This is a genomic window from Streptomyces sp. NPDC087845, from assembly GCF_044742755.1.
GTDB lineage: Bacteria > Actinomycetota > Actinomycetes > Streptomycetales > Streptomycetaceae > Streptomyces.
Genome location: NZ_JBIUVC010000002.1, coordinates 1 through 19,234 on the forward strand (window position 1 = coordinate 1; position 19,234 = coordinate 19,234).

At 66.9% G+C, this 19,234-nt stretch carries 22 protein-coding genes; 11 read left to right on the forward strand and 11 right to left on the reverse strand.

The window, feature by feature from the left end:
- Positions 1-244 precede the first annotated feature (244 nt).
- The 6 genes from ACIOMQ_RS05500 to ACIOMQ_RS05525 form a co-directional block, all read right to left on the reverse strand.
- Positions 245-469 (reverse strand): hypothetical protein, encoded by a 225-nt coding sequence (locus tag ACIOMQ_RS05500; protein ID WP_266805261.1) that lies wholly within the window; start codon positions 467-469, stop codon positions 245-247.
- 101 nt (positions 470-570) lie between these two features.
- On the reverse strand, positions 571-1,632 hold the full coding sequence (locus ACIOMQ_RS05505) for a DUF2637 domain-containing protein (protein WP_402187956.1): 1,062 nt from the start codon (positions 1,630-1,632) through the stop codon (positions 571-573).
- A complete protein-coding gene (locus tag ACIOMQ_RS05510) occupies positions 1,629-2,195 on the reverse strand; it encodes a WhiB family transcriptional regulator (RefSeq protein ID WP_266805257.1) in 567 nt (188 codons plus the stop codon). The genes ACIOMQ_RS05505 and ACIOMQ_RS05510 overlap by 4 nt, the downstream gene beginning before the upstream one ends.
- 117 nt (positions 2,196-2,312) lie before the next feature.
- Positions 2,313-3,020 carry an ATP-binding protein gene (locus ACIOMQ_RS05515; RefSeq protein WP_277438829.1) on the reverse strand — a complete coding sequence of 236 codons (708 nt, stop codon included), beginning with the start codon at positions 3,018-3,020 and terminating at the stop codon, positions 2,313-2,315.
- Entirely contained in the window at positions 3,020-4,039 is a 1,020-nt protein-coding gene (locus ACIOMQ_RS05520) for a hypothetical protein (protein WP_277438830.1), read from the reverse strand. Before ACIOMQ_RS05520 ends, ACIOMQ_RS05515 begins: the two co-directional genes overlap by 1 nt.
- Position 4,040: 1 nt before the next feature.
- The gene (locus ACIOMQ_RS05525) at positions 4,041-4,367 is read right to left on the reverse strand and encodes a transcriptional regulator (RefSeq protein WP_266805251.1); all 327 of its coding nucleotides are present in this window, start codon (positions 4,365-4,367) and stop codon (positions 4,041-4,043) included.
- A 569-nt stretch (positions 4,368-4,936) separates the two neighbouring features.
- Here ACIOMQ_RS05525 and ACIOMQ_RS05530 point away from each other — a divergent pair.
- Positions 4,937-5,812 carry a helix-turn-helix domain-containing protein gene (locus ACIOMQ_RS05530; protein ID WP_402187960.1) on the forward strand — a complete coding sequence of 292 codons (876 nt, stop codon included), beginning with the start codon at positions 4,937-4,939 and terminating at the stop codon, positions 5,810-5,812.
- 222 nt (positions 5,813-6,034) lie between these two features.
- Here the strand turns inward: ACIOMQ_RS05530 and ACIOMQ_RS05535 are convergent, their stop codons facing one another.
- Complete coding sequence (locus tag ACIOMQ_RS05535) at positions 6,035-6,661, reverse strand: HAD-IA family hydrolase (RefSeq protein ID WP_266805247.1); 627 nt, start codon at positions 6,659-6,661, stop codon at positions 6,035-6,037.
- A 247-nt stretch (positions 6,662-6,908) separates the two neighbouring features.
- Positions 6,909-8,144 carry an MAB_1171c family putative transporter gene (locus tag ACIOMQ_RS05540; protein ID WP_266805245.1) on the reverse strand — a complete coding sequence of 412 codons (1,236 nt, stop codon included), beginning with the start codon at positions 8,142-8,144 and terminating at the stop codon, positions 6,909-6,911.
- A 340-nt stretch (positions 8,145-8,484) separates the two neighbouring features.
- Here ACIOMQ_RS05540 and ACIOMQ_RS05545 point away from each other — a divergent pair, with 340 nt between their 5' ends.
- The gene (locus tag ACIOMQ_RS05545; RefSeq protein ID WP_266805244.1) at positions 8,485-8,820 is read left to right on the forward strand and encodes a hypothetical protein; all 336 of its coding nucleotides are present in this window, start codon (positions 8,485-8,487) and stop codon (positions 8,818-8,820) included.
- 477 nt (positions 8,821-9,297) lie between these two features.
- Entirely contained in the window at positions 9,298-9,804 is a 507-nt protein-coding gene (locus tag ACIOMQ_RS05550; RefSeq protein WP_277438834.1) for a restriction endonuclease, read from the forward strand.
- Here ACIOMQ_RS05550 and ACIOMQ_RS05555 read toward each other — a convergent pair.
- Positions 9,777-9,935, reverse strand: coding sequence for a hypothetical protein (locus ACIOMQ_RS05555; RefSeq protein WP_266805240.1), 159 nt, complete (start codon positions 9,933-9,935; stop codon positions 9,777-9,779). The two genes, ACIOMQ_RS05550 and ACIOMQ_RS05555, sit on opposite strands and share 28 nt — an antisense overlap.
- Positions 9,936-10,041: 106 nt before the next feature.
- On the opposite strand from ACIOMQ_RS05555, the gene ACIOMQ_RS05560 reads away from it, so the two are divergent.
- Positions 10,042-10,557: a hypothetical protein gene (locus ACIOMQ_RS05560; RefSeq protein WP_402187964.1), complete on the forward strand. Its 516-nt coding sequence runs from the start codon at positions 10,042-10,044 to the stop codon at positions 10,555-10,557.
- Positions 10,558-10,574: 17 nt separating this feature from the next.
- Here ACIOMQ_RS05560 and ACIOMQ_RS05565 read toward each other — a convergent pair whose 3' ends face one another.
- Positions 10,575-11,363 carry a 3-deoxy-manno-octulosonate cytidylyltransferase gene (locus ACIOMQ_RS05565; protein ID WP_402187966.1) on the reverse strand — a complete coding sequence of 263 codons (789 nt, stop codon included), beginning with the start codon at positions 11,361-11,363 and terminating at the stop codon, positions 10,575-10,577.
- Between the two features lie 34 nt (positions 11,364-11,397).
- Positions 11,398-11,739 (reverse strand): NUDIX domain-containing protein, encoded by a 342-nt coding sequence (locus ACIOMQ_RS05570; RefSeq protein ID WP_402187968.1) that lies wholly within the window; start codon positions 11,737-11,739, stop codon positions 11,398-11,400.
- A gap of 373 nt (positions 11,740-12,112) precedes the next feature.
- On the opposite strand from ACIOMQ_RS05570, the gene ACIOMQ_RS05575 reads away from it, so the two are divergent.
- The 7 genes from ACIOMQ_RS05575 to ACIOMQ_RS05605 all read left to right on the forward strand — a co-directional run bounded on the left by ACIOMQ_RS05575 (position 12,113) and on the right by ACIOMQ_RS05605 (position 19,234).
- Positions 12,113-12,907 carry an integrase gene (locus ACIOMQ_RS05575; protein ID WP_402187970.1) on the forward strand — a complete coding sequence of 265 codons (795 nt, stop codon included), beginning with the start codon at positions 12,113-12,115 and terminating at the stop codon, positions 12,905-12,907.
- 389 nt (positions 12,908-13,296) lie between these two features.
- Positions 13,297-14,721: a BTAD domain-containing putative transcriptional regulator gene (locus ACIOMQ_RS05580; protein ID WP_402187972.1), complete on the forward strand. Its 1,425-nt coding sequence runs from the start codon at positions 13,297-13,299 to the stop codon at positions 14,719-14,721.
- A gap of 79 nt (positions 14,722-14,800) precedes the next feature.
- A complete protein-coding gene (locus ACIOMQ_RS05585; RefSeq protein ID WP_402187974.1) occupies positions 14,801-14,962 on the forward strand; it encodes a hypothetical protein in 162 nt (53 codons plus the stop codon).
- A 121-nt stretch (positions 14,963-15,083) separates the two neighbouring features.
- Positions 15,084-16,646 carry a putative PEP-binding protein gene (locus tag ACIOMQ_RS05590; protein ID WP_402187976.1) on the forward strand — a complete coding sequence of 521 codons (1,563 nt, stop codon included), beginning with the start codon at positions 15,084-15,086 and terminating at the stop codon, positions 16,644-16,646.
- Positions 16,643-17,632, forward strand: coding sequence for an ABC transporter ATP-binding protein (locus ACIOMQ_RS05595; RefSeq protein ID WP_402187978.1), 990 nt, complete (start codon positions 16,643-16,645; stop codon positions 17,630-17,632). Before ACIOMQ_RS05590 ends, ACIOMQ_RS05595 begins: the two co-directional genes overlap by 4 nt.
- Complete coding sequence (locus ACIOMQ_RS05600) at positions 17,629-18,444, forward strand: ABC transporter permease (protein WP_402187980.1); 816 nt, start codon at positions 17,629-17,631, stop codon at positions 18,442-18,444. The genes ACIOMQ_RS05595 and ACIOMQ_RS05600 overlap by 4 nt, the downstream gene beginning before the upstream one ends.
- The gene (locus ACIOMQ_RS05605) at positions 18,431-19,234 is read left to right on the forward strand and encodes an ABC transporter permease (RefSeq protein ID WP_402187982.1); all 804 of its coding nucleotides are present in this window, start codon (positions 18,431-18,433) and stop codon (positions 19,232-19,234) included. The genes ACIOMQ_RS05600 and ACIOMQ_RS05605 overlap by 14 nt, the downstream gene beginning before the upstream one ends.

A 19,234-nucleotide genomic window follows, 5' to 3' on the forward strand; every position in this document is an offset into this window, starting at 1 on the left:
GGTGGCTGTGGGGGGGTGGGGGTTTTTGTTTCCCCCCCGGGGCGGGGCCCCCCGTGGGGCCGCACGTCCGGTTGGTTCCCGAGCGCCCTCGCTCGGGAACCAACCGGACTTCCCCCGCCCCCCTGGGCGGGGGCAAGTGCGTACGACGGGCCGTAGGACCGTCGTACGCGACAACTTGCTCCGCCAGGAGCCGTCGTGGGGTCACGCTGCTGTCCGGCGGTGGTAACCACCGGATCGTTGGCGGTCACCGACGTGTCTCCGGGTTTTCCTGCCGCAGTTCGCGGACGAGTTCCTCGATCCAGTCCATGGCCAGGACCGGGTGGTGGAGGGTCCAGGGGCGACTTTCCCGGGCCCGTTGCACGATCCAGGTGTTGTCGGGGCCGGATTGGGCGCGGTGCAGGTGGCCGCGCTGGTGCAGGACGGTCAGCCAGGAGTTGACCTCAGCGGGTGTGGCCGGGTGGGTGCGCATGGGTTGCTCTCCGCTTCGCTTCGGAAGGATGTGGGGCACGGGTCCGAGGGCGGGTGACCGGCCGTGGTGTCCGGCTCGGTCACCCGCCTCGTGCTGTCCTGTCAGTTCCGGCCGGAGGTGACCGGCTGTCCGTGCTGGGCGCGGAGCTGGGCCATCAGGGCGGTCAGGGTGTCGCTGGACAGCGGGATCTGCTGACCTCGGATCGCCTGGGCGACCACCTTGCGGGTCAGCTTGTCCTCGGCCCTGACCGCTGACCGGGCGATTTTCAGCAGCTCCTCGGTGTCCGGGTCACTCCGTCGGTCAGTGGCTGTCCGGGTGTCCCGGTCAGTGACCGGCGAGGTGACCGGCCGGTCGGTGTCCGGCGCGTGGCTGTCCTGATTGCCGGTGACCGGCTCGGTGCCGACCGCGCGGTCAGTGACCGGAGGCGCGGTGTCCGGCTGTCCGGGCAGGTCAAGGGCCTTCTGCGGCTGCTCACGGTCACCGGTGACCGGGCTGCTGTCCGTCGGGGCACTGTCCCCGGTCAGTGACCGAGGACTCGGGGCCTGCTTGTTCAGGGACGATCGGGGCCGGTCAGTCAGGGCAGTGACCGGCTGCCCGGCGCTGACCTGACCGGGCTGCGGCTGCTGCTGACCGACCCGGTCAGCCCGGGTGACCGCGATGCCCTCGGGCCGGTCAGCCTGACCGAGGTGACCGGCCTGACCGAGGTCCTCCCGGTCACCCTCCTTGACCGGGCCCCGGGCGATCAGGATGTAGAGGTGGACCGCTCCGGCCAGCGCGAGGGGGGCGATGGTGGACAGTACGGCGACCACCGTGTCCCCGAGCCGGAGGCCGGTGCCGGCGACCCCTTCGTCGTTGAGCCGGACCGCGTGGAGGGCGTTGGCCGAGATGCTGGCGGCGGTGGCCGTGCCGAAGAGGGCCCAGACGTAGAGCCGGGCGCGCAGCGGCGCGTCGCGCAGGACCAGCAGGGCACGGATGCCGTAGGCGATGAAGCCGTCGATCACCAGGGGGAAGAGGTAGGTCAGGAAACCGCGGACGTGGATGGCGACGGCCATCTGCTGGAGGGCGTCGTACGACAGGGCGCACCCCGCGCCGCCCAGGGCGATGACCACCGCGCGGTCCCAGCCGGTGATGTGCGCCGTCTTCGGCGCGCTCGCGGTGCTCACGCCGCCGTCCCGAAGTCGTCGCGGCCCAAGCGCTCGCCGTCGGTCTCGGGGGGCGGGGTGGTCTTCGTGGTCTGCTCCAGGTCTCGGTTGCGCAGGGCGCGGCGGGTCTCGCGGTAGAGCTTCTGAGCGTGCTCCTCGGTGATCTTCAGGAGCCAGGCCAGGCGCTGCTCGGTCACCCCGTGGCGGTAGGCGGCATGGACGACCGCGCGGCGCTCCGCCTTGGTGAGGTGGACATCCCGTCCGGCGACGGTGGCGTTGACGCGGCTGTAGTCGAGGCGGTTGGCGAGCTTTTCGTGCAGCGGCCCGCGCTCCTCCTCTGTGAGTCCGCCCCGGATGCCGTCGGTGTCGCCGCTCTCCAGGGCCGCGTCCAGGCAGGTGCGGCGGACCGGGCACTGGCCGCACAACGACTTCGCGGCGGTGATCTTGTCGGTCTCGTCGGGCTCCGGGAAGAAGATTTCGGGGTCCACCGGGTTGTACTCGGTGCTCTGGCAGACGGCCTGGTCCTGCCAGGTCTGGTCGCCGAGCGAACGGTGGCGGGCAGGGCTGATCGTCGTGGTGGTCATGCGGGTTGCTCCGATCGCTCTCCACGCGCAGGGGCGTCGGCGGAGAGGTGCGCTGGGTCGGGAGGTGCATGGGGCGGCGCGCGGAGGGCGCGGCCCGGCGGGGCGGCCTGCGGCGGATCAGGCTGCGGCGCGGTGGCGTCTGCGGTCGACCGGCTCGAACTCGACCCGAGTGGTCATCTGCGCAAGGCGGGAGGCGATGCGGTCACCGACGTAGGCCCGGAGGTCTTTGATCGCCAGGTTGGTGGTGATCAGGGTCGGGAGTTCGTAGTTGTACCGGCGGTTGATCAGCCGGTATGTCACTTCCTCGACCCACTCGCTGGCCTTGGCCGCGCCGAGGTCGTCGATGATCAGGAGCGGGCAGCGGCTGACGGCCGCCAGCTCCCGCTCGCTGTCCACCCCGGGCCGGGGCCGCAGGTCGGCGTACAGGTCGGCGGCGGTGGTCGCGCGCCAGCGCACGCCGACTCCGCTCTGTACCAGTCGCCTGACCGCCCCGTACGCCTGGTGCGTCTTGCCCGCTCCGACGACTCCGGCCATCAGCAGGCTGGGGCCGGTGGTGACCTGTCGCCGGGCTCCCACGCTGGGGGCGATGGCTGCCTCGGCGACGTCTCGGGCCCAGGCCAGGACCTGGGGGTGGTCGGCGACAGCGGCCTGGTAGCGCGGCGGCATCCCCGCCAGCAGGGCATCCAGCGGAGAGAACGGCTCGGGCTCGTCGACCACTGCGGCGACGGCGGCCGGGTCGATGTTGCGCGCGGCCAGGATCCGGGCCATCCGGTCCAGGGTGCCCTCGCTGCCGATGGTCTGCGGTTCGCGGGTACGGGTGCGCATCACAGCTCCTCGGCGTAGGCGGCGGCAGCGTTGGCCGGGTTGGTCCACGCCTGGTGAGCGGGCACGTTAGGCCGGATTCCCGGCCGCGCCAAACCGCCCGAGCGTGCGTTCATGGCCTCGTTGACCATGCTGGTCAGGACGCTCGGGTGCTTGGGGTTGGCTGCGAAGTTCTGCAGTCCGGCCCGGATGTGCTCCGGGGCGATGCCCTCGCCCAGGAGCTTCTTGGCGATCCGCCCGAGGTGCCCGATCACGTCGCTGGGCGGACGCTCGTCGCAGGCAGCGATGTACTCGCCGACGAGCTGGTTGGCTGAGACGGTGGCTGCGGGCGCTGTGCGCCCCGTAGGGATAGAAGATCCAGGATCCAAGATCCTAGATCCAGGCGCCGAGCCCTCTCCGAGGTTTCGGGGAAGGTTCGGGGAAGCCTCGGAGAATGCCGCCTGACCTGCGCTTTTGGAGTCAGGGGGGCTAGGAGTGCCGACCATGTCGTCGAAGGCGTCCTGCTGGATGGTGGGAGCCCGGTCGGCGTTGGTGTGAGGTGTCACGAGGGGCTGCGCGGGCAGATCGAGGGCTCGGGGAGCGTACGGCGAAGCCTCGGCGAGCCCTCGCGTAGGGGTGGGCGACTCCTCGGCCCGCTTGGTGCAGGTCCCCTTGCAGGGCGCGCACCGGTCGGCACCGTGGTGCTGCGGGCAGGTGGGCAGTCGGGACTGGCTCGGCTTGTCGATCTTCTGGTGCGCGGACCAGGTCACGATGTGGAGGTAGCGGCGGCCGTCACAGCCGGTGTACCGGCAGATCAGGCCAGCGGTCGCGAGCTGGTGGAGGTCGTCTTCGACGTGGACCGAGGTGTGCTCGGCGCGCAGGGGCCAGAGCAGCCCGGCGATGATCGCGGCGTTGTCGCGGTGGCGGCCGTGGTCGTCGGCCTGGGTGAGCAGGCCGAAGAAGGTGCGCTCTGCCTCGACGCTCACTTCGGCGAGCGACTCGGAGACGAACGCCTCCGGCTTGATGGTTCGTATCCGCGCCATGTCAGCGGCCCCGACCGGCGGCGATCAGGTCGCTGCGGGTGAGGGTCGCGGAGGCAAGGTCGAAGGTGTGCGGCCGTGTCCAGTCCGCCTCCGGCCAGACCCGCAGGATCCAGCGGGCTGCGACCCTAGCGGTCGTCCGCCCCAGCTCCAGGGTTTCCCCGGCCGCGTCCTTGACGATGGCGTGCGGGTGGGGCCACGCCTCCTTCGGGTCGTTGAGGCTGACCCGGATGGTGGCCGCGCCCGGAATCATGTCGGCGAGCTGGGCGGCAAGGCGGCAGTGGCGGTCGGTGTCCGGGCAAGCCGGGGTTCCGCTCGGCATGGCGAGCATGCGATACTCCGTTGTTCGTAGGAGCGCGGTGCGGCGGTTCTCGTGCAAAAGCCCCGCCGCCCGCGAGATGTGAATGGCGCCCCTCGGGGTGCCGGCCCGGCGCTTGGGAGTTAGTAGCTCCCGGGCGCCGGTTTTCTCTGTTGCGCTACGTCACGGACCGTGCGCTCGCATTCGCACCACCACCTCCTCCTTGCCTTCCACCTGCTCGTTTCGCCCCTCCCCGGGTCGCTGCCCGGCGGGGGGACGACGAACATACGTAGACACCCGCGGACAAGTCCATCCCTGTTTTTAACCCATCGCACAGGGCTGGCGACGGCCGGTATTTGGGCAGGCGCCCCCCGCATCCGGTCGGCAACGACTGGGTACCGAATGCGTCGGGGCGTTGCGCGAGTGACCGCGACAACGCAACATGCATAGGGCTCTCCCAGGGGCTGGCACACTTGAGGTCGGGGCCGATCAACAGGTGCGATACAGGAACGTACGTTAGTTGTGCGGATGTATCAAGCCTGGATTACAGTTGTCCCAGACACCGCCCCAACCAGCCCGACCGCCACGCCGCAGGAGTTCATGTGCCCCCACGTCAGTTCGACGGCAGTCGCGTGCGCGCTGTCCGGCGGGGCAAGGACCTTGGCCAGAAGGAGTTGGGGGCCGAGGTAGGCGTCACCGGCCCCGCTGTCGCGCGGTGGGAGAGCAGTCAGGATTTCCCCAAAGGCGAGAAGCTCCCCGCGATTGCAGCGGCGCTCGGGCAGCCGCTGGATGTCCTCTTCCCCCACGACGGTCCGCCGGACCTGCAGCTCCTGCGGTGCGACGCCGGCCTCAGCGTGGCGCAAGCTGCTGCGATCATCGGCACGAGCCGCACACCAGTCAGCAACGCCGAATCCGGTCGGCGCAGACTCGCCGACGCCTACGTGCAGCCGCTCGCAGCGGCGTACGGGGTGACCGAAGCAGAGTTGCTGGCCGCTCAGGACTGCTCGTTCGGACACCGCCCCAGGACCTCGCGTGACGACCAGGTATCCGCGCCCCGCACTATCGGAGAAAAGATCAACTATCTCCTGGAGCACGGGTACGTGAGCCAAGAGGCACCCTCTGACGAGGAAATCGCGCGGGCCGTCAATGCCCACGCAGGCGGGACAGCCGTCACCACGGACGACATCGTCGCCCTTCGCACGGGTGCAGCAACCGAGGCTTCCGACGTAGTACGCGCCGGCCTAGCCGATGCGCTTCAGGTCGACGCCGCCCTCTTCCAGGACGATGCCGAGGTCAACCCTGCGGCCCGCGAACTCCTGGAAGCGATCCGCTTCCTCGGCTCGATTCACCGAGGACAGATCCTTGGCCTGGCTGCCCGCGGCAACGGTGGGGGCCTGTCGGCCGAGATGATTGCCAACATCAACGACCTCGTCGGGGAGCTGAAGCACAAGCTGCCAGAGGTGCCGGACGGGGATTGACGGCACCCGCGAGCTCGCGCAGCCCGGACGTTCTCTGCTCGGCAGGCTGCACGTCTGCTGCGGCCCGCCGTCCGAGCGTGGCAGGTCCGCTCAAGCTACGCCACAGCTAAGTAGGAGCCGACATAGCGAAGGGACTACGGCGTCGCCCCATGATGGGGCGACGCCGTAGTCCCTTCGCGGTCCTCTTCGCAGAGGACAGGTTTGCGCTCGGCCGAGTCCGGGCTACGACGCGGCGAGATCCACGCCAAGCAGCTCGGAGAGAGCGGCGACCGTCTGCTTGGGGTCCTTGTTGTGCACCCCGGCGAGGCCGAGCTGCTCCGCTGCCTGAACGTACGCTTCGGTGTCATCGACGAAGATGCACTGCTCAGCGGGCAGATCCATGAGCTTGAGCGTGACCTCGAAGAGGCTCGGGTCAGGCTTGCGCATCAGGTGCTGCTCGGAGATCACCACGACGTCGTACAGCGTCTCCAGCTCGTAGCCCTGATACAGGTCCCACGGGGCCAGTCCAACACTGTTCGACAGGATGCCCACCTTGATCCCGGCCCGCCTCGCCGCCGCAGCCGCGTTGATCAGCAGCGGCTCAGGGCGGAGGTCACCGAAGATGCGACCCATCAGGTTGTCGGGGGACACGCCCAGCATCTTGCCGGCGAAGTCGTTCCACTCAGACTGGGAAACCGCTCCGCGCTCAAGATCGCTCGTGATCCGGACGCCTTCGTCGTCCTTGTACAGGGCCGTGAGGCAGGCTCCCTGCGGAAGGCCCTCGCGCTGCTCGAAAGCGAGCACAGCAGGCAGCAGGGGGGTGGTGAGCACGCCTCCGAAATCGAGGATGAGGCCGGTGCGGTTGGACATTCGGGAACTCCATTGCTGAGATTTCGGACGCCCATCCAGACCGGACAGCGTCACGGACTCGCCTGCATACGGTGACGACAGCACGGTGCGTCACGAGGCCGAAGTCCATTCATCATTTACTGGGCGGAGCAGGGCCTATCAGTCCGCTCAACCCACGGTACCAGCCCGGTTCGCTCAGTCGAGGGTGCCGAATCTCACTCACAAGGCACTCGCTCAAGATCAATATGCCGATAGACCCCGAGCGCAGCTATCGATCCACTTCGGATTCCACTCCTGTGGAGTGCAGGAGAAGCCTCTGCGCTTGATCCGTCGTGATGTGCGAGTAAGCGGTGCTAACTCGCACTAGCCACGCCGCTTCGCTGTCGGTATCGACGAACGGTTTATCTCTCAGAGGCGCGGCGGCATGCGGAAGGACTGGTGTGGTGTCCGCAGCCAGGAGTGCCGCCTTAATCCATTGCGCTTCTGCGGCCGGCTCAGAATCAGAGTGCGAGGCGGTAATGTCCTCAGCAGCGAACATCAGATTCCGTGGAGCGTAATGCCGCAGCTTCTCGCAAGCGTCCGCAATATCTTGAGTCCATCGGTCCAGGCGGACGTCTATAGGGACTCTTATATGCACGAGTTCCGCAATGCGCCGCCCAGGTGGGTACAGGCTTGTCCCAGGGAAAGCCTGCACCAGGTCAAACCAGAGCGGATAAATCCTGTAGAGGGTTTGCCATGTCTTCCACCGGGCTACCGCGGCACGGGTGGTGGGAATACTCGCCCCTGCGGCGACGATCAGGAAGAGCACGTCCATCCAGATCGATGTGGCGTCCACAAGAAACTGTACTGTGGAGGGACTTAGAGGGAAGGCCACTGCGACCCAAAGGATGGCGATACGGGCGACTGTATGAATCAGCCCCATCCACATCGAAATTCCCATCAACCCCAGTCCGATGCGCATGCTTGTGCTCTCGGCCTGTCGCGCCGCCCTCGTCCATTGGTAGCCACAAACTGCGGTCGTGATGAGCGGGAAGAAGTAGAAGACGGTCATGTAGACCGCGACTCCCCATTCTCCCGCATGGTCGATGAGGAAATTTTGGCTGGGCCTCTCGCGATCCACCACGGTAAAGAACAGGATCGTAAGAAGAATTACGCCTACCGCCCCCGCCTTATATGATGCGCGGGCAATCCAGCGTGAGACCGCGACGTGCCGAGGCACGACCGCCGCCGTGCTCTTTCCGTAGCTGGTGGCGACGTAGGTCAGGGCGGCCATGATCGCTGCAGTACTGGCAAAGTGCCTGAGCAGGGCGCTCAGGTCCACCACAGGAATACGGTCGACCGCATCCATTGCCGCTGGCGTGTAGAGGCATAGAGCTACGGCAAACCCCGCATAGCCGCCCCAGAGGGCCCGGCGGTGAGAGTCGCCATACCGAACCGCAGGAAATCGCCAGATGGCGATAACGGTCATGACTGCCGCAGTCAGGTATTGAAAGTATTCGAACACGGAACCAGTGGATCTCTACGCGGGCTGCATTTTGTCGACCCGCAAGGTCGGTTGAGTGCAGACTGGACTGCCGGGGGAATGCGAGGAGAATCGGGAGCCGCTAGGCCGGAATTTCACCTAGGGGCTCGCCGAGCCCTCGCGGCTACACTCGACGCCGTGGAGGAGCCACAGGGTGAGCGAGGGAATTCTCTAGAAGGCTTACCATGTCATCTCCCGTGAACGACTGGCGACGCGCCAGTCGCTTTATCAGCGAGGCCGACAGCTCGGCTTGCTTTTCCTCGGGGCTATCAAAATCCACTCGGCCTTGGACCAAAGTCGACGGAAAACGCCGGAGGACTTCTTGGCGGATTCGTTCAGGGACGTATCGCTCGATCTCGGCGGCCGTCAAGCAAGTCCCATGGTCCAGCCATTCGTGCACAAGCTCATGGAGAATGATGTGCTCGGTTTGATTTCGACTCGAACGACGGCGGTAGAGAATAATCGTGAAGTCCGGCGCTTTTACCCGAAGGCCGCACGCTGCGCCGAGACCTCCGTCGGGGTCGTCCAGTGGCACAAGCCGAATCTGGCGGCCCAGCAAGACTTCCATATTCCGCACCAGGGCCTCAACACTGAAAGGGGTGGGAATAGGGAGACCCACGAGCAGTCTCTCGCATTCCTTCACGAAGGCGCGCTGTGAAGGGCCTCGACGCCAACGCATAGTCGCTCCCTAGAGATTCCTCTGATATTCGCCGCCAGCTCAATCCCGATACTCGTACACGAGGCGCTGGTAGCCAGGAGCTTGCGTTTTGGGTGCGTGGTGGTTGGCCAGCACACCCGTCTGCGCCTCACCCTACAAGCCGGAAGCCTTGATCCACATGGGAGGTATGTGTAGCGAAGGCCACCTAGGTGCGATAGGCCACAAAGTGAGTACCAAGATCGAAATTGGGTGACGACCCTTAAGTGATCTTCAAATAGCTCTGGGGCGGGACTCCGACTGCCTCGCTTTGTCAGGTGCATTTAACTGGACTTTGTCAGGTCCATTTCGGTTGCAGCACGCGCCTATCGAAGGGATCACGCCTCGGTCCGCACACCTCAACCGCCTTTCTGAATACAACTCAACTCCTTTATAAGTTGGGCCACTGGGGTTGTCAGACCCACGGGATACAGTCAACGCATGGGCAGTGTCATGTACTTGAGGAGCGCCCCGGGCGCTGACGGGCACACCGATTGGCGCGGCTTCGAGGAAGTCGTGACCAGGCGGGTGGCAGACCTTGACTCGGCGGCGACGGTCACTCACAACGCACGCCTCAAGGGGCGGTTGAGCGGCATCGAGCGGCAGATCGACGTCTTGGTGACCGGAAAGCTGGCCGGGACGCAGATCAAGATCGTCTTCGAGTGCAAGCGGTATGAGAGGTCGGTAGGACTCGCGACGGTCGAGGAGTTCATCGGCAAGCTCCACGACCTCGAAGCAGATCGGGGTGCGTTGTGCGTCTTCGGCGGCATCACAGCTCCCGCCCTCTCACGCCTCGCTCACGCGGCGCATCCGCAAATCGACCTCTACCTCTGGGAACGGCCGCGCCCCCGATGGGAGGATCTGGAGGAGGACTTCGAGGAGGCCATCCTCAGCCGGGCCCCTGCCACGCGGCGGCTGCTCTACGTGAACCCCAAGGCCGGTTTGTAGTCAGCGGCGGCGAGCACTGCGGCCGACTGCTGCTCGGGCCCAGGCTCGTGCAGTTCGATTCGCACGCAGCGCCGGCACCCCTCGGCGACGAGGACTTCGTCGAAGGCGAAGTCGTTCGTCTGGAGCGCCACCGGCTGGGTTCCTCTGCACTGCGCTCTGGCGGGCCGCCGGGCCAGGTGCCTGTCGATTTGAAGGAGGGCCGGGCATGCTCGGCCCTCCTTCGGCTTCAATGGGGCCATGGACAGTGCAGTGGTCGGGTTAATCGGGACTGTCGTGGGCGCGGTCAGTGGCGTGCTGGGGACGCTGGCCACGACCCGCCTCGGTGGTACGGAACAGCGGCGCACGCAGCGCGGTCAGTCCGAGAGGGAAGGCAGATCGATCGCCTATTCAAACCTCGTCAATGAGTGCAGCCGCACCTATCGAATCGGTTACGCCGCCCACGTGGCGGTTCAGGCAGTTCCCGGTGTTCAGCGGTCTCCCCACCTTGCCGACAGCCTCGCTGGGTTCAGGCCGGCCGTCGATACCGCCCTCGAAGCTGTAAGCCTCGTGAGGCTGCACGGCCCGGACAAGGTCGCCCGTGCTGCGAACAACCTGGCCTCGGCCATGACTCGCTGGTGCCGCGAGGTGGAGGATCTGTACGACGGCCAAGGAGACGAGCAACGGGCAAGCGAGGCCATCGAATTGTACGAGGAGATGGAAGAGCGTTTCCTCACGTTGGGGCGAGAGACGCTCAGTCCTGAATTGGTGCGTTAAGAATCGACGGCCCGCCCTTACCGACCACCCGTGATGAGCCCCCCGGCCTGCTGGGCAAGGAGGTTCGCGGCTCGCGCAAGGTCGTCCGGGGTGTCGACTGCTACACCGTCGTCCAGGACAGGGATCATCTGAACGGCGTGGCCGTGTTCGACGAAGCGCAGCATCTCCACTCCCTCGGCCCGCTCCAGGGGCCCCTGCTGGAGCTGTCGGAAGCGTTGGAGAGCTGGGCCGGTGAAGCCGTAGAGGCCCAGTTGGCGGAGGTACTTCGGTCGGTCACCCTTCGGGTAGGGAATGGGCTGGCGCGAGAACATCAGGGCCTCGCCCTGGGCCGCGACGACGACCTTGACGACGTTATGGTCGAGGACGGAGCCGATGTCGACCAGCTCGGTGTAGGCGTTTACGGCGAGCGTGCTCGACGGCAGGTTCTCCAGGGCCTCGGAGATGGCGTCGATGGCGGTCGGCGAGATGAACGGCTCGTCGCCCTGCACGTTGATGTACGCCTCGGCTTGCAGGCGCTCGGCGACCTCCGCGACGCGATCGGTGCCGGTGAGGTGCTCTCCGGTCCGGATGTACTCGATGCCCAGTTGGCGACATGCGGCTTCGATGCGTTCGTCGTCGGTCGCCACGACGGCACCGTCGAGACGTTTGGCTTCCAGGCAGCGCTGGTGGACGTGCCAGAGCAGCGGCTTGTCGCCGAGAAGGGCCAGTGGTTTGCCGGGGAAGCGCGAAGCGCCCCAGCGGCAGGGTATGACGGCGATGTGCCGGCGCGGTGTGGTGCCGGTCGGCTGGGCTGTGGTGGCGGCCACGGTGTCCTCCTGATGGTCGAGTAGGGGCGGGCCTTCAGGTGAGCAGGGCGAGCTTGGAGCGGACGGTGGGAGAAGCGGCGCTCGTGAACGGTCGCCATTCGTAACCGTCGACCTCTTCTTCTTGGAGGGTCACCGCGTGTTCTGCGCCGAGGAGGAAGCCCCAGCGGAAGTCCACGTGGTGGTGGGCCGGTTCGTCTTTCGAGGGGTTCGCGTCGATGGCGTGCACGTCGATGTCGAGGGGAACGTCCTCGTAGCCGGAGAGGGGGACGACGGCACTAGGCGGGATGCCGGCCTCCTCGTGCAGTTCGCGCACGGCGGCGTCGCGCAGGTGCCGGTCATCGGGTTCGTTGTGCCCGCCGTTAGGAACAGTTCGCATGTCTCAGTCCCCTTCTTGTCTCACCAACACCCAGGTGAGGCGCCGAGATGATCCATCGCGAACCGCGCCGCAACTGTCTCAGAGATAGATGGGAAAAGTTGCCGGTTCGTAACTCTTCACTGCCGGGTGTGGATGTCCGATTCGCAGGACTCGGTGAAGCGCCGCCAGATCCTCGGACGCTGCGGCTTCATCGCGACCTCTCCCGACCAGTTGCTCCAGCCGTCTTCCCGCCGTCGAAGGCTGGCTCGTGCACCATCCGCAGCGGACGGTGGCACAGGCGCGGCGATGGCCAAGGACCAGGGTATGGATGCACCCGAAGCCTTCTGAGTTGATAATGTCGACGCCTTGATCGGCGGGAGATCGGCGGTAGGGCATGCGGGTGATCATGGCGAGCGCTGCGGCGCGGACTGACCACGCCAACGAGGACTTCGCCGGCGCCGTACCGAAAGCGGTGGTGTTGATCGACGGTGCCGGAATCGCTGGCACCGAATCGATCTGCCGTCACGGCGTGGCCTGGTACGCCAGCCGCTTGGGAGGCGTCCTCCTCAGCCTCTTGACACGCTTGCGAGACCGCAACCTTTCGGCGCTGCTCGCCGAGGCCATCGAGCAGGCGACGGACGATCACCGAGATACCTGCGACGTGGCCAACCCCATCAGTCCATCGGCGACCGTGGCCATCCTGCGCCTGTCCGACGGCCTCATCGAGTACCTGGTGCTCGGCGACTCAGTCCTCGTGCTCGACAGAGTAGACGGTGCGCCGGTCGTCGTCTCCGATCCTCGGGAAGTGATCATCAGTCGGTCGTACGAGCACGCGCTCGAGGCCGCCGCTGAGGGTAGCGGCGAATATCATCGAATTCTCCAAGACCTGCGGGCCAACCGGAACCAGCCGGGCGGTTTCTGGGTGGCCAAGGACGACCCGCGGGCGGCAGACGAGGCGATCACTGGAAGCTGTCCGATTTCTGAGCTGACCAGTGCCGTCCTGTTCAGCAATGGAGCCAGCCGTATCGTGGACCGGTTCCGGCTCTTCGACTGGCCAGGAGTCATGACGACGCTGGCGTCGAGCGGACCCGCCGAAATCATCCATCGTGTCCGGCAGGCGGAGGCACGTCACTTGGTGGCGGCAGACGATGCGACGATCGCTCACTGTACTGACCTCGGCGGGGCCTGACCCGCGACAACAAGGGGCGTGTCCGGCCGCCTGGCGAGTTATGACGCACTGCCACCATCCATTCAGGGGTGGCAGTGGACCGCCAGTACTCGAACCGCGGTGTCCGGATCGTCATGCGGCCCGGCTCGATTTTGTCGACCGAGGGCGACATCTGTTACGTGAGGCAGCTAATCTTTCGAGATTAGATCACGCGGACCGTACTGGCAAATCTGGAGTTGCGGGGTCCGCGAGGTCGTTGTCGCACGTATCGACTCGGGGGAGACTTTTTCATGCGGTCCCATCGCGACGGTCGGAAGCCCACATCGCCCAACAATCATGGACCGGCCCCAGACAGCCGCCTTCAGGTGCGATTACTCGGACCGCTCGAGGTGACCGTCGGGGCGCGGACGGTGGAGCTGACGACCGGGAGACTCCGAACGCTCATCGTGGCGCTGGCGTTGTCCGCGGGCCGACCAGTGACCGTCGATCAACTTACGAAGACAGTGTGGGGGCAAAACCTTCCTGTTGATGTCCGGCGGACCTTGTCGACCTACATGACCCGGCTCCGCACCGCACTGGGCGCGGAGTCGGTCGTGTTCGACCCCACCGGCTATGTGTTGCGGGTCAGCCCGGATGATGTCGACGCCCTCCGGTTCAATCATCTCTTGGACGCCGCTGCGCGGGCCGTCGACCCCGCGCGGGAAGCGGAGCTCACGGACCAGGCCGTGGCGCTGTGGCGCGAGTTCCCTTTCCAGGGCGTGCAATCGGCGTGGCTGGAGGATACCGAGGCTCCGCGGATGGTCGAGCGTTACCTGTCGGCGGTCGAGCGTCGTGCCGATCGGCTGATCTCGGCGGGCCACGGTGCCGATCTGCTGCCTCAGCTAAAGGAGTTGACGGCGCGGTTTCCGTTGCGGGAGTCGCTGTGGGCGCGGCTGCTCGCGGTGCTGGACCGGTGTGACCGGCCGATCGAGGCCCTCAAGTACTACGAGATGATCCGGGTGCGGATCGTCCGGGAACTCGGGGTCGATCCAGGGCCCGAGCTGCAGCAGATCTACCAAGAATTGTTAGGACGTACACTCGATGGCCCGTCGGTTGGTACCGGGCACACGCTTCCGGTCGTGCCCCGTCAGCTGCCCGCCGACGTCAACAGATTCGTCGGCCGGACGGCCGAGGTCCTGACGTTGGACAAGCTGCTCGACGATGAGCACGGTCAAGGGGTGCGGCCCGCCCGGATCGTCGTGATCAACGGTACCAAGGGTCTCGGGAAGACCGTGCTCGCGGTGCACTGGGCCCACCAGACCGCTCATCGATTTCCGGACGGCCAGCTGTACGTCGATCTTCATGGTGACGACCCGTCAAGCCCAGTGTCGACGTCGGAGGCGATGGGTATCCTACTCGATTCCTTTCAGGTGCCGGCGCGCTGCCGTCCGAGCAGCGTCGAAGGACAGGCTGCGCTCTACCGGAGTGTGCTGGCCGGTAGGCGTGTGCTGACGGTGCTGGACAATGCGCGCGACGTTGACCAGGTCCGGCCCCTGCTGCCCGGTGCCCCCAGCTGCGTTGCGGTGGTGACCGCCCGAAGCCCGCTTACGGGCATCGTCGTCGCCTTTGGCGCGCGGGTGATCAGGCTGGATCGCCCGACCGTCGAGGAGGCGAGGCAGTTGTTGGCCCATCGTCTCGGCGCGGACCGGGTCCGCGCCGAACCAGAGGCCGTGGCGGAGATCATCGCCTCGTGCGGGCGGCTGCCGTTGACCTTGGCTCGGGTGGCCAGCCTGCTGGAGACGCTGGCCGCCCAGCCCCACGACGCAATCGAACCGGACGTGCCGCTCAATGGATGAAGGCGATCTGAAACAGCGCGCCCGTACGATCGCTCACCCGAACGAGTCGTTCGTACCTCGCATCAAGGAGGAAGCTCGTATGAAGGAGTCCGTACCCCGACTGAACGAGTCCGCCCGCAGCGAAGCCGCTGAGGACCTGGCCGAACTCGAGTTCTCCCCGCTTACGCCGGAAGAGGCCGCCGAGGTCGACGACCGTGTCTACCTGCTTGGCGTCCGCCGCGAGTACTACAACGTCCGATAACAGAATGAGAGATCGTTCTGGACCGCTCACCAACCCAGCCTCCGTCGCCCGCGAGGCGGTGGAGGCTGGCAAGGATTTCGTGTCACTAACCTCGTCAGCATCCGTAGGTGGCACGGCCTCTGTGGGACCCATCGTCGCCCGCCACGCACGTGGCGATATCAGTTCGGCCGAGGCCGTGGAGGCCATTGACCCGCACGAGTTGGAGCGGGCACTCACCTCGACCGCAGACGTCAGTGGTCTGGATGCCGTGGTGCACGGTCTCGGTGTGTCACCCGGGGTCACCAGCGGCGGCGTGGTGTTCAGCACGGAGGCCGCTGTGGCCGCGCGTGCGGACGGCTTGGAGCCTGTCCTGGTGCTACCCGAATCGCGGCCAGACGATCTGCCAGGGCTGCTCGCTTCCGCGGCCATCGTCACGGAACGGGGTGGGCAGACCACCCACGCCGCCGTTGTCGCACGTGCGTTGGGCCGTCCTGCCGTCGCCGGTCTCCTGGACGGCGTCATCGATGGCGCGAAGTGCCTCAGGAGCGCGCGGGGCGATGCTCTCGTTGCTGGCGACATCGTGACGGTCGACGGGACCACCGGGACCCTGTACCGCGGTCGCCCGGTCGAACCCTTCGCGAGCGCGCGAGGGAGCGCGCGAGTGCTCCAATGGCTCAACGGAGTGCTCGCGGATCTGCCGGGCTTGGCGGTGAAGGCCAACGCCGACTCGGCCGGCGCAGCGGCGTGGGGACGGGAACTCGGCGCGGTCGGCGTCGGGTTGTGCCGAATCGAGCATATGTTCCTCGGCGAGCGGCGCTCGCTACTGGAACGCGTGCTGATCGCCCGCCCCGGGCCCGAGCTGACCGAGGGCCTCGCCGAGGTGTACGCCGTGTTGCGGTCCGAATTCACCGAACTGCTCGTGGCCATGGACGGGATGGACGTGGCGATCCGGCTTCTGGACCCGCCACGGCACGAGTTCCTTCCCGACCCGGCGGTGTCCACGGACCACGGTGCGTGGGCGATGCTGCACAGGTTACGGGAGCACAACCCGATGCTCGGCGTACGTGGCGTACGGCTCGGGCTCCTCGTACCCGCACTGACCGTCGCGCAGATCCAGGCGTTAGTGGACGCAGCCCTGGCGGTTCGCCGGTCCGGGCATGATCCGCGTCCGGAACTGCTGGTGCCGATGGTCAGCACGCCCGCCGAGGTGGACATGGTGCGGGGTCTGCTGGCCGACGTCTGCACGCAGGCGGGTACAACCGTGGCGGAGCTGCCAGTCACCCTCGGCGCGATGGTCGAGACTCCGCGTGCGGCCCTTCTCGCCGCACAGTTGGCCGAGCGGGTCGACTCCATTTCTCTGGGGACGAACGACCTGACGGCGTTGCTGTGGGGACTGTCCCGCGATGACGCCGACCGGCAGTTGCTGCCGACATACCGGGATCTTGGCGTGGTGGAGCACTCGCCGTTCGAACGGCTCGACCTCGACGGCGTTGGTGCGGTGATCCGGCAGGTGGTCCGGGACGCGCGCGACGTCCGTCCCGGCATTCGCATCGGAGTGTGTGGTGAGCAGGCGGCAGAGGTCTCGGCGGTGAGTTTTCTCGCCAAGGCCGGGGTCGACTACATCTCGTGCGCGGCGCCCAGAGTTCCGTTGGTGCGGCTGGTCGCAGCGCAACAGCGACTGGCGGACACGGAGGTAGCCGGGTGAGCGACGCTGCGATCGAGGTTGAGGGGCTCGGCCGAACGTTCAAGGCACGCGGCGGTGACATCGTCGCACTCAGGGACGTGAACCTGCGGGTCGAGCCAGGCGAGATCGTCGGGCTCCTGGGCAGCAACGGCGCGGGCAAGACGACACTGACGAAGATCCTGGCCACCCTCCTGCTGCCCTCATCGGGAACGGCGCGTGTTTTCGGCCACGACGTCACCAAGGACGCGCGCGAGGTCCGCCGGATGAGCGGTGTCGTCCTGGGCGGTGAACGCGGCCTCTATGGCAAGCTGACCGGCCGGGAGAACCTGCGGTTCTTCGGGATGCTCGCGGGCGTCGGCAGGCGCAGGCTCACGGAGCGGCTGGACGCGGCGCTGGATCGCGTCGGGCTCACAGAGGTCGCGGACCGCGCTGTGGACACGTACTCCAAGGGCATGCGCCAGCGGCTTCACCTCGCGATCGGAATGATCAACGAGCCGCCGGTTCTGCTGCTGGACGAGCCGACCGTGGGCCTCGACCCAGTCGAAGCGGAGCGTCTGCGCCACGACGTCGCCGCCCTGCGCGCGCGGGGTACCTCGGTCCTGCTGACCAGCCATCTCCTGCTGGACATCGAGCGGCTCGCCGACCGAGTCGTCATTCTGGCCGAAGGCGCAGTGGTGGCGGACGTCGCGGTCGACGAGTTCGCGAAGCTCGCGGGTTACACCGCGGTCGTCACGGTTCGCGGGACGGGGCGTTCGCCGGTGCTCGACACCGGACGGTCGTCGCAGATCATGGTGGACGATCTCAGCGAGGCGGAAGGGCTGTGGACGCTGCGCCTGCGCGTGCGCGACTGGAGCGTCGATTCGTTCGGTCATTTGGGGGCCGTGCTGGGCGGCGTCGAGATCCTGGGCGTGGATGTGGCGCCGTTGCGGCTGGAGGACGTGTACGGGCACGTCGCGGCTCAGCTGGCGACGGGCAGCGGGACCGATGCCGTTGAGGTGCATCCGTGAGTGTCCCCGCCGGAGCGCGTGCACCCCTGACGCGGAGCGATCGCCTACACAGTGCGGTCTGGACGTTCTTCATCGCCGCGCGCACCGAGCAGCGCAGCATGCGCGGCAACCCGCTGCTGCTGGTCAACGCCGGGTTCCTGCCCGTCGTTCTGCTCATCATTGCGGTCGAGACGCAGCAGCCCACGGCCGACCGCGGCGCGGAGATCGTCGCTTCGGTCATGCTCACGGCGCTGTGGGGATCCACCATCTGGACCAGCGGCGGCGTGCTGCGGCGCGAGCGCACTTACGGAACGTTGGCCCGCTGCGTGTGCGGGGTGGAGTCGCCCACGCTGATCCTGTTCGGCAAGAGCCTCGGCGCGACGCTGTACGGCGTCGGCACGATCCTGGCCTCGACGGTGTTCACCGTGCTCGCCCTGCGCCTGCCAGTCGGCATGGCTCACCCGTTCTGGCTGGTGGTGGGGCTGGTGGTGGTCATCGTCTCCGCCACCACGCTCGGGGCGCTGCTGTCCTGCCTGTTCCTGCTCACCCGCAACGGGCTGATCTGGTCCGGTGCACTGATGTACCCGGTGTTCGTCCTCGGCGGGCTCCTGATCCCGCAGGACGTCCTGCCGGTGTGGCTGCGCTGGGTGCCGCAGTTGCTGAGCCTGCGCTGGATCAACGAGTTCCTCTCCAGTGCGGCTGGCCACGGCCTGTCGATCACCCCACTCGCGGTCGCCGTGCTGCTGACCGTCGGCTACGGCGTCGTCGCCGGACGCACCTACCGGTGGTCCATCGACAAGGCGCGACAGAGGGGGACCCTTGATTACGCATGAGCGGACCCCGGCGAGCCTGTCGCTGTGGCGGACGGCGGAGGCCATGCGGTTCGGCTGGCGGGAGTACGGGGCGAGCTATCCGCCGGCGGCCTCGTTCTTCGCCACCGTGCCCCGGGGAGTCATGCAGATCGTGTTCTTCACCGTGCTCGGCGAGGTGGTCGCCGGCCCGGGCCATCGGCAGTACGCGTTCATCGGCGGTCTGGTCCTCGCTCTGACCACGACGAACACGGTCAACGTGATCAATGTGCCGTTCTCGGACAAGTACTTCTCGACGTTCTGGCGCATCCGCACCGGTGACATGCCGGTGGCTGCTGTCCTGTATGCCCGCGCGGCGCCCTACCTCGCCGTGGGCTTCGGCCTCTTCCTCGTTGAGGCGGCGATCGCGGCAGTCGTCCTCGGGATGTCCGACTTCGCCGTCCGGGTACTGCCCTGGCTGTGGATCTTCGCGCTGATGGCGTTTGGGTACGCCCTGCTGGGCATCGCCAGCGCGACGTTGACGATCGCCAAGCGCGCCGATGTGCTGGCCCCGAACCTCCTCGGGTACCTGACGATGCTGTGCAGCGGCGCCTTCCTGCCGCCGGGCCAGGTCGGTTGGGTCGACACGATCGGCTCGGTGCTGCCGGTGCGGCACGGGCTGGCAGCCGTACACGCGGCGTTGGACGGCCGCCCGTGGCTGATCGAGGCCCTCCTGGAACTGACGATCTGCCTCGTGTCGGGCGTGCTCGGCGTGTTCGCTGTCATGGTGCAGACCCGCCGGGCGACCAGGCACGGACACGACGACTTCGCTTAG

Bases quoted from the DNA above. Each gene is read 5' to 3' on its own strand.
- ACIOMQ_RS05500 (WP_266805261.1), bottom strand. From the start codon at position 469: ATGCGCACCCACCCGGCCACACCCGCTGAGGTCAACTCCTGGCTGACC.
- ACIOMQ_RS05510 (WP_266805257.1), bottom strand. From the start codon at position 2,195: ATGACCACCACGACGATCAGCCCTGCCCGCCACCGTTCGCTCGGCGAC.
- ACIOMQ_RS05515 (WP_277438829.1), bottom strand. From the start codon at position 3,020: ATGCGCACCCGTACCCGCGAACCGCAGACCATCGGCAGCGAGGGCACC.
- ACIOMQ_RS05520 (WP_277438830.1), bottom strand. From the start codon at position 4,039: ATGGCGCGGATACGAACCATCAAGCCGGAGGCGTTCGTCTCCGAGTCG.
- ACIOMQ_RS05525 (WP_266805251.1), bottom strand. From the start codon at position 4,367: ATGCTCGCCATGCCGAGCGGAACCCCGGCTTGCCCGGACACCGACCGC.
- ACIOMQ_RS05535 (WP_266805247.1), bottom strand. From the start codon at position 6,661: ATGTCCAACCGCACCGGCCTCATCCTCGATTTCGGAGGCGTGCTCACC.
- ACIOMQ_RS05550 (WP_277438834.1), top strand. From the start codon at position 9,298: ATGGGCAGTGTCATGTACTTGAGGAGCGCCCCGGGCGCTGACGGGCAC.
- ACIOMQ_RS05560 (WP_402187964.1), top strand. From the start codon at position 10,042: ATGGACAGTGCAGTGGTCGGGTTAATCGGGACTGTCGTGGGCGCGGTC.
- ACIOMQ_RS05570 (WP_402187968.1), bottom strand. From the start codon at position 11,739: ATGCGAACTGTTCCTAACGGCGGGCACAACGAACCCGATGACCGGCAC.
- ACIOMQ_RS05575 (WP_402187970.1), top strand. From the start codon at position 12,113: ATGCGGGTGATCATGGCGAGCGCTGCGGCGCGGACTGACCACGCCAAC.
- ACIOMQ_RS05585 (WP_402187974.1), top strand. From the start codon at position 14,801: ATGAAGGAGTCCGTACCCCGACTGAACGAGTCCGCCCGCAGCGAAGCC.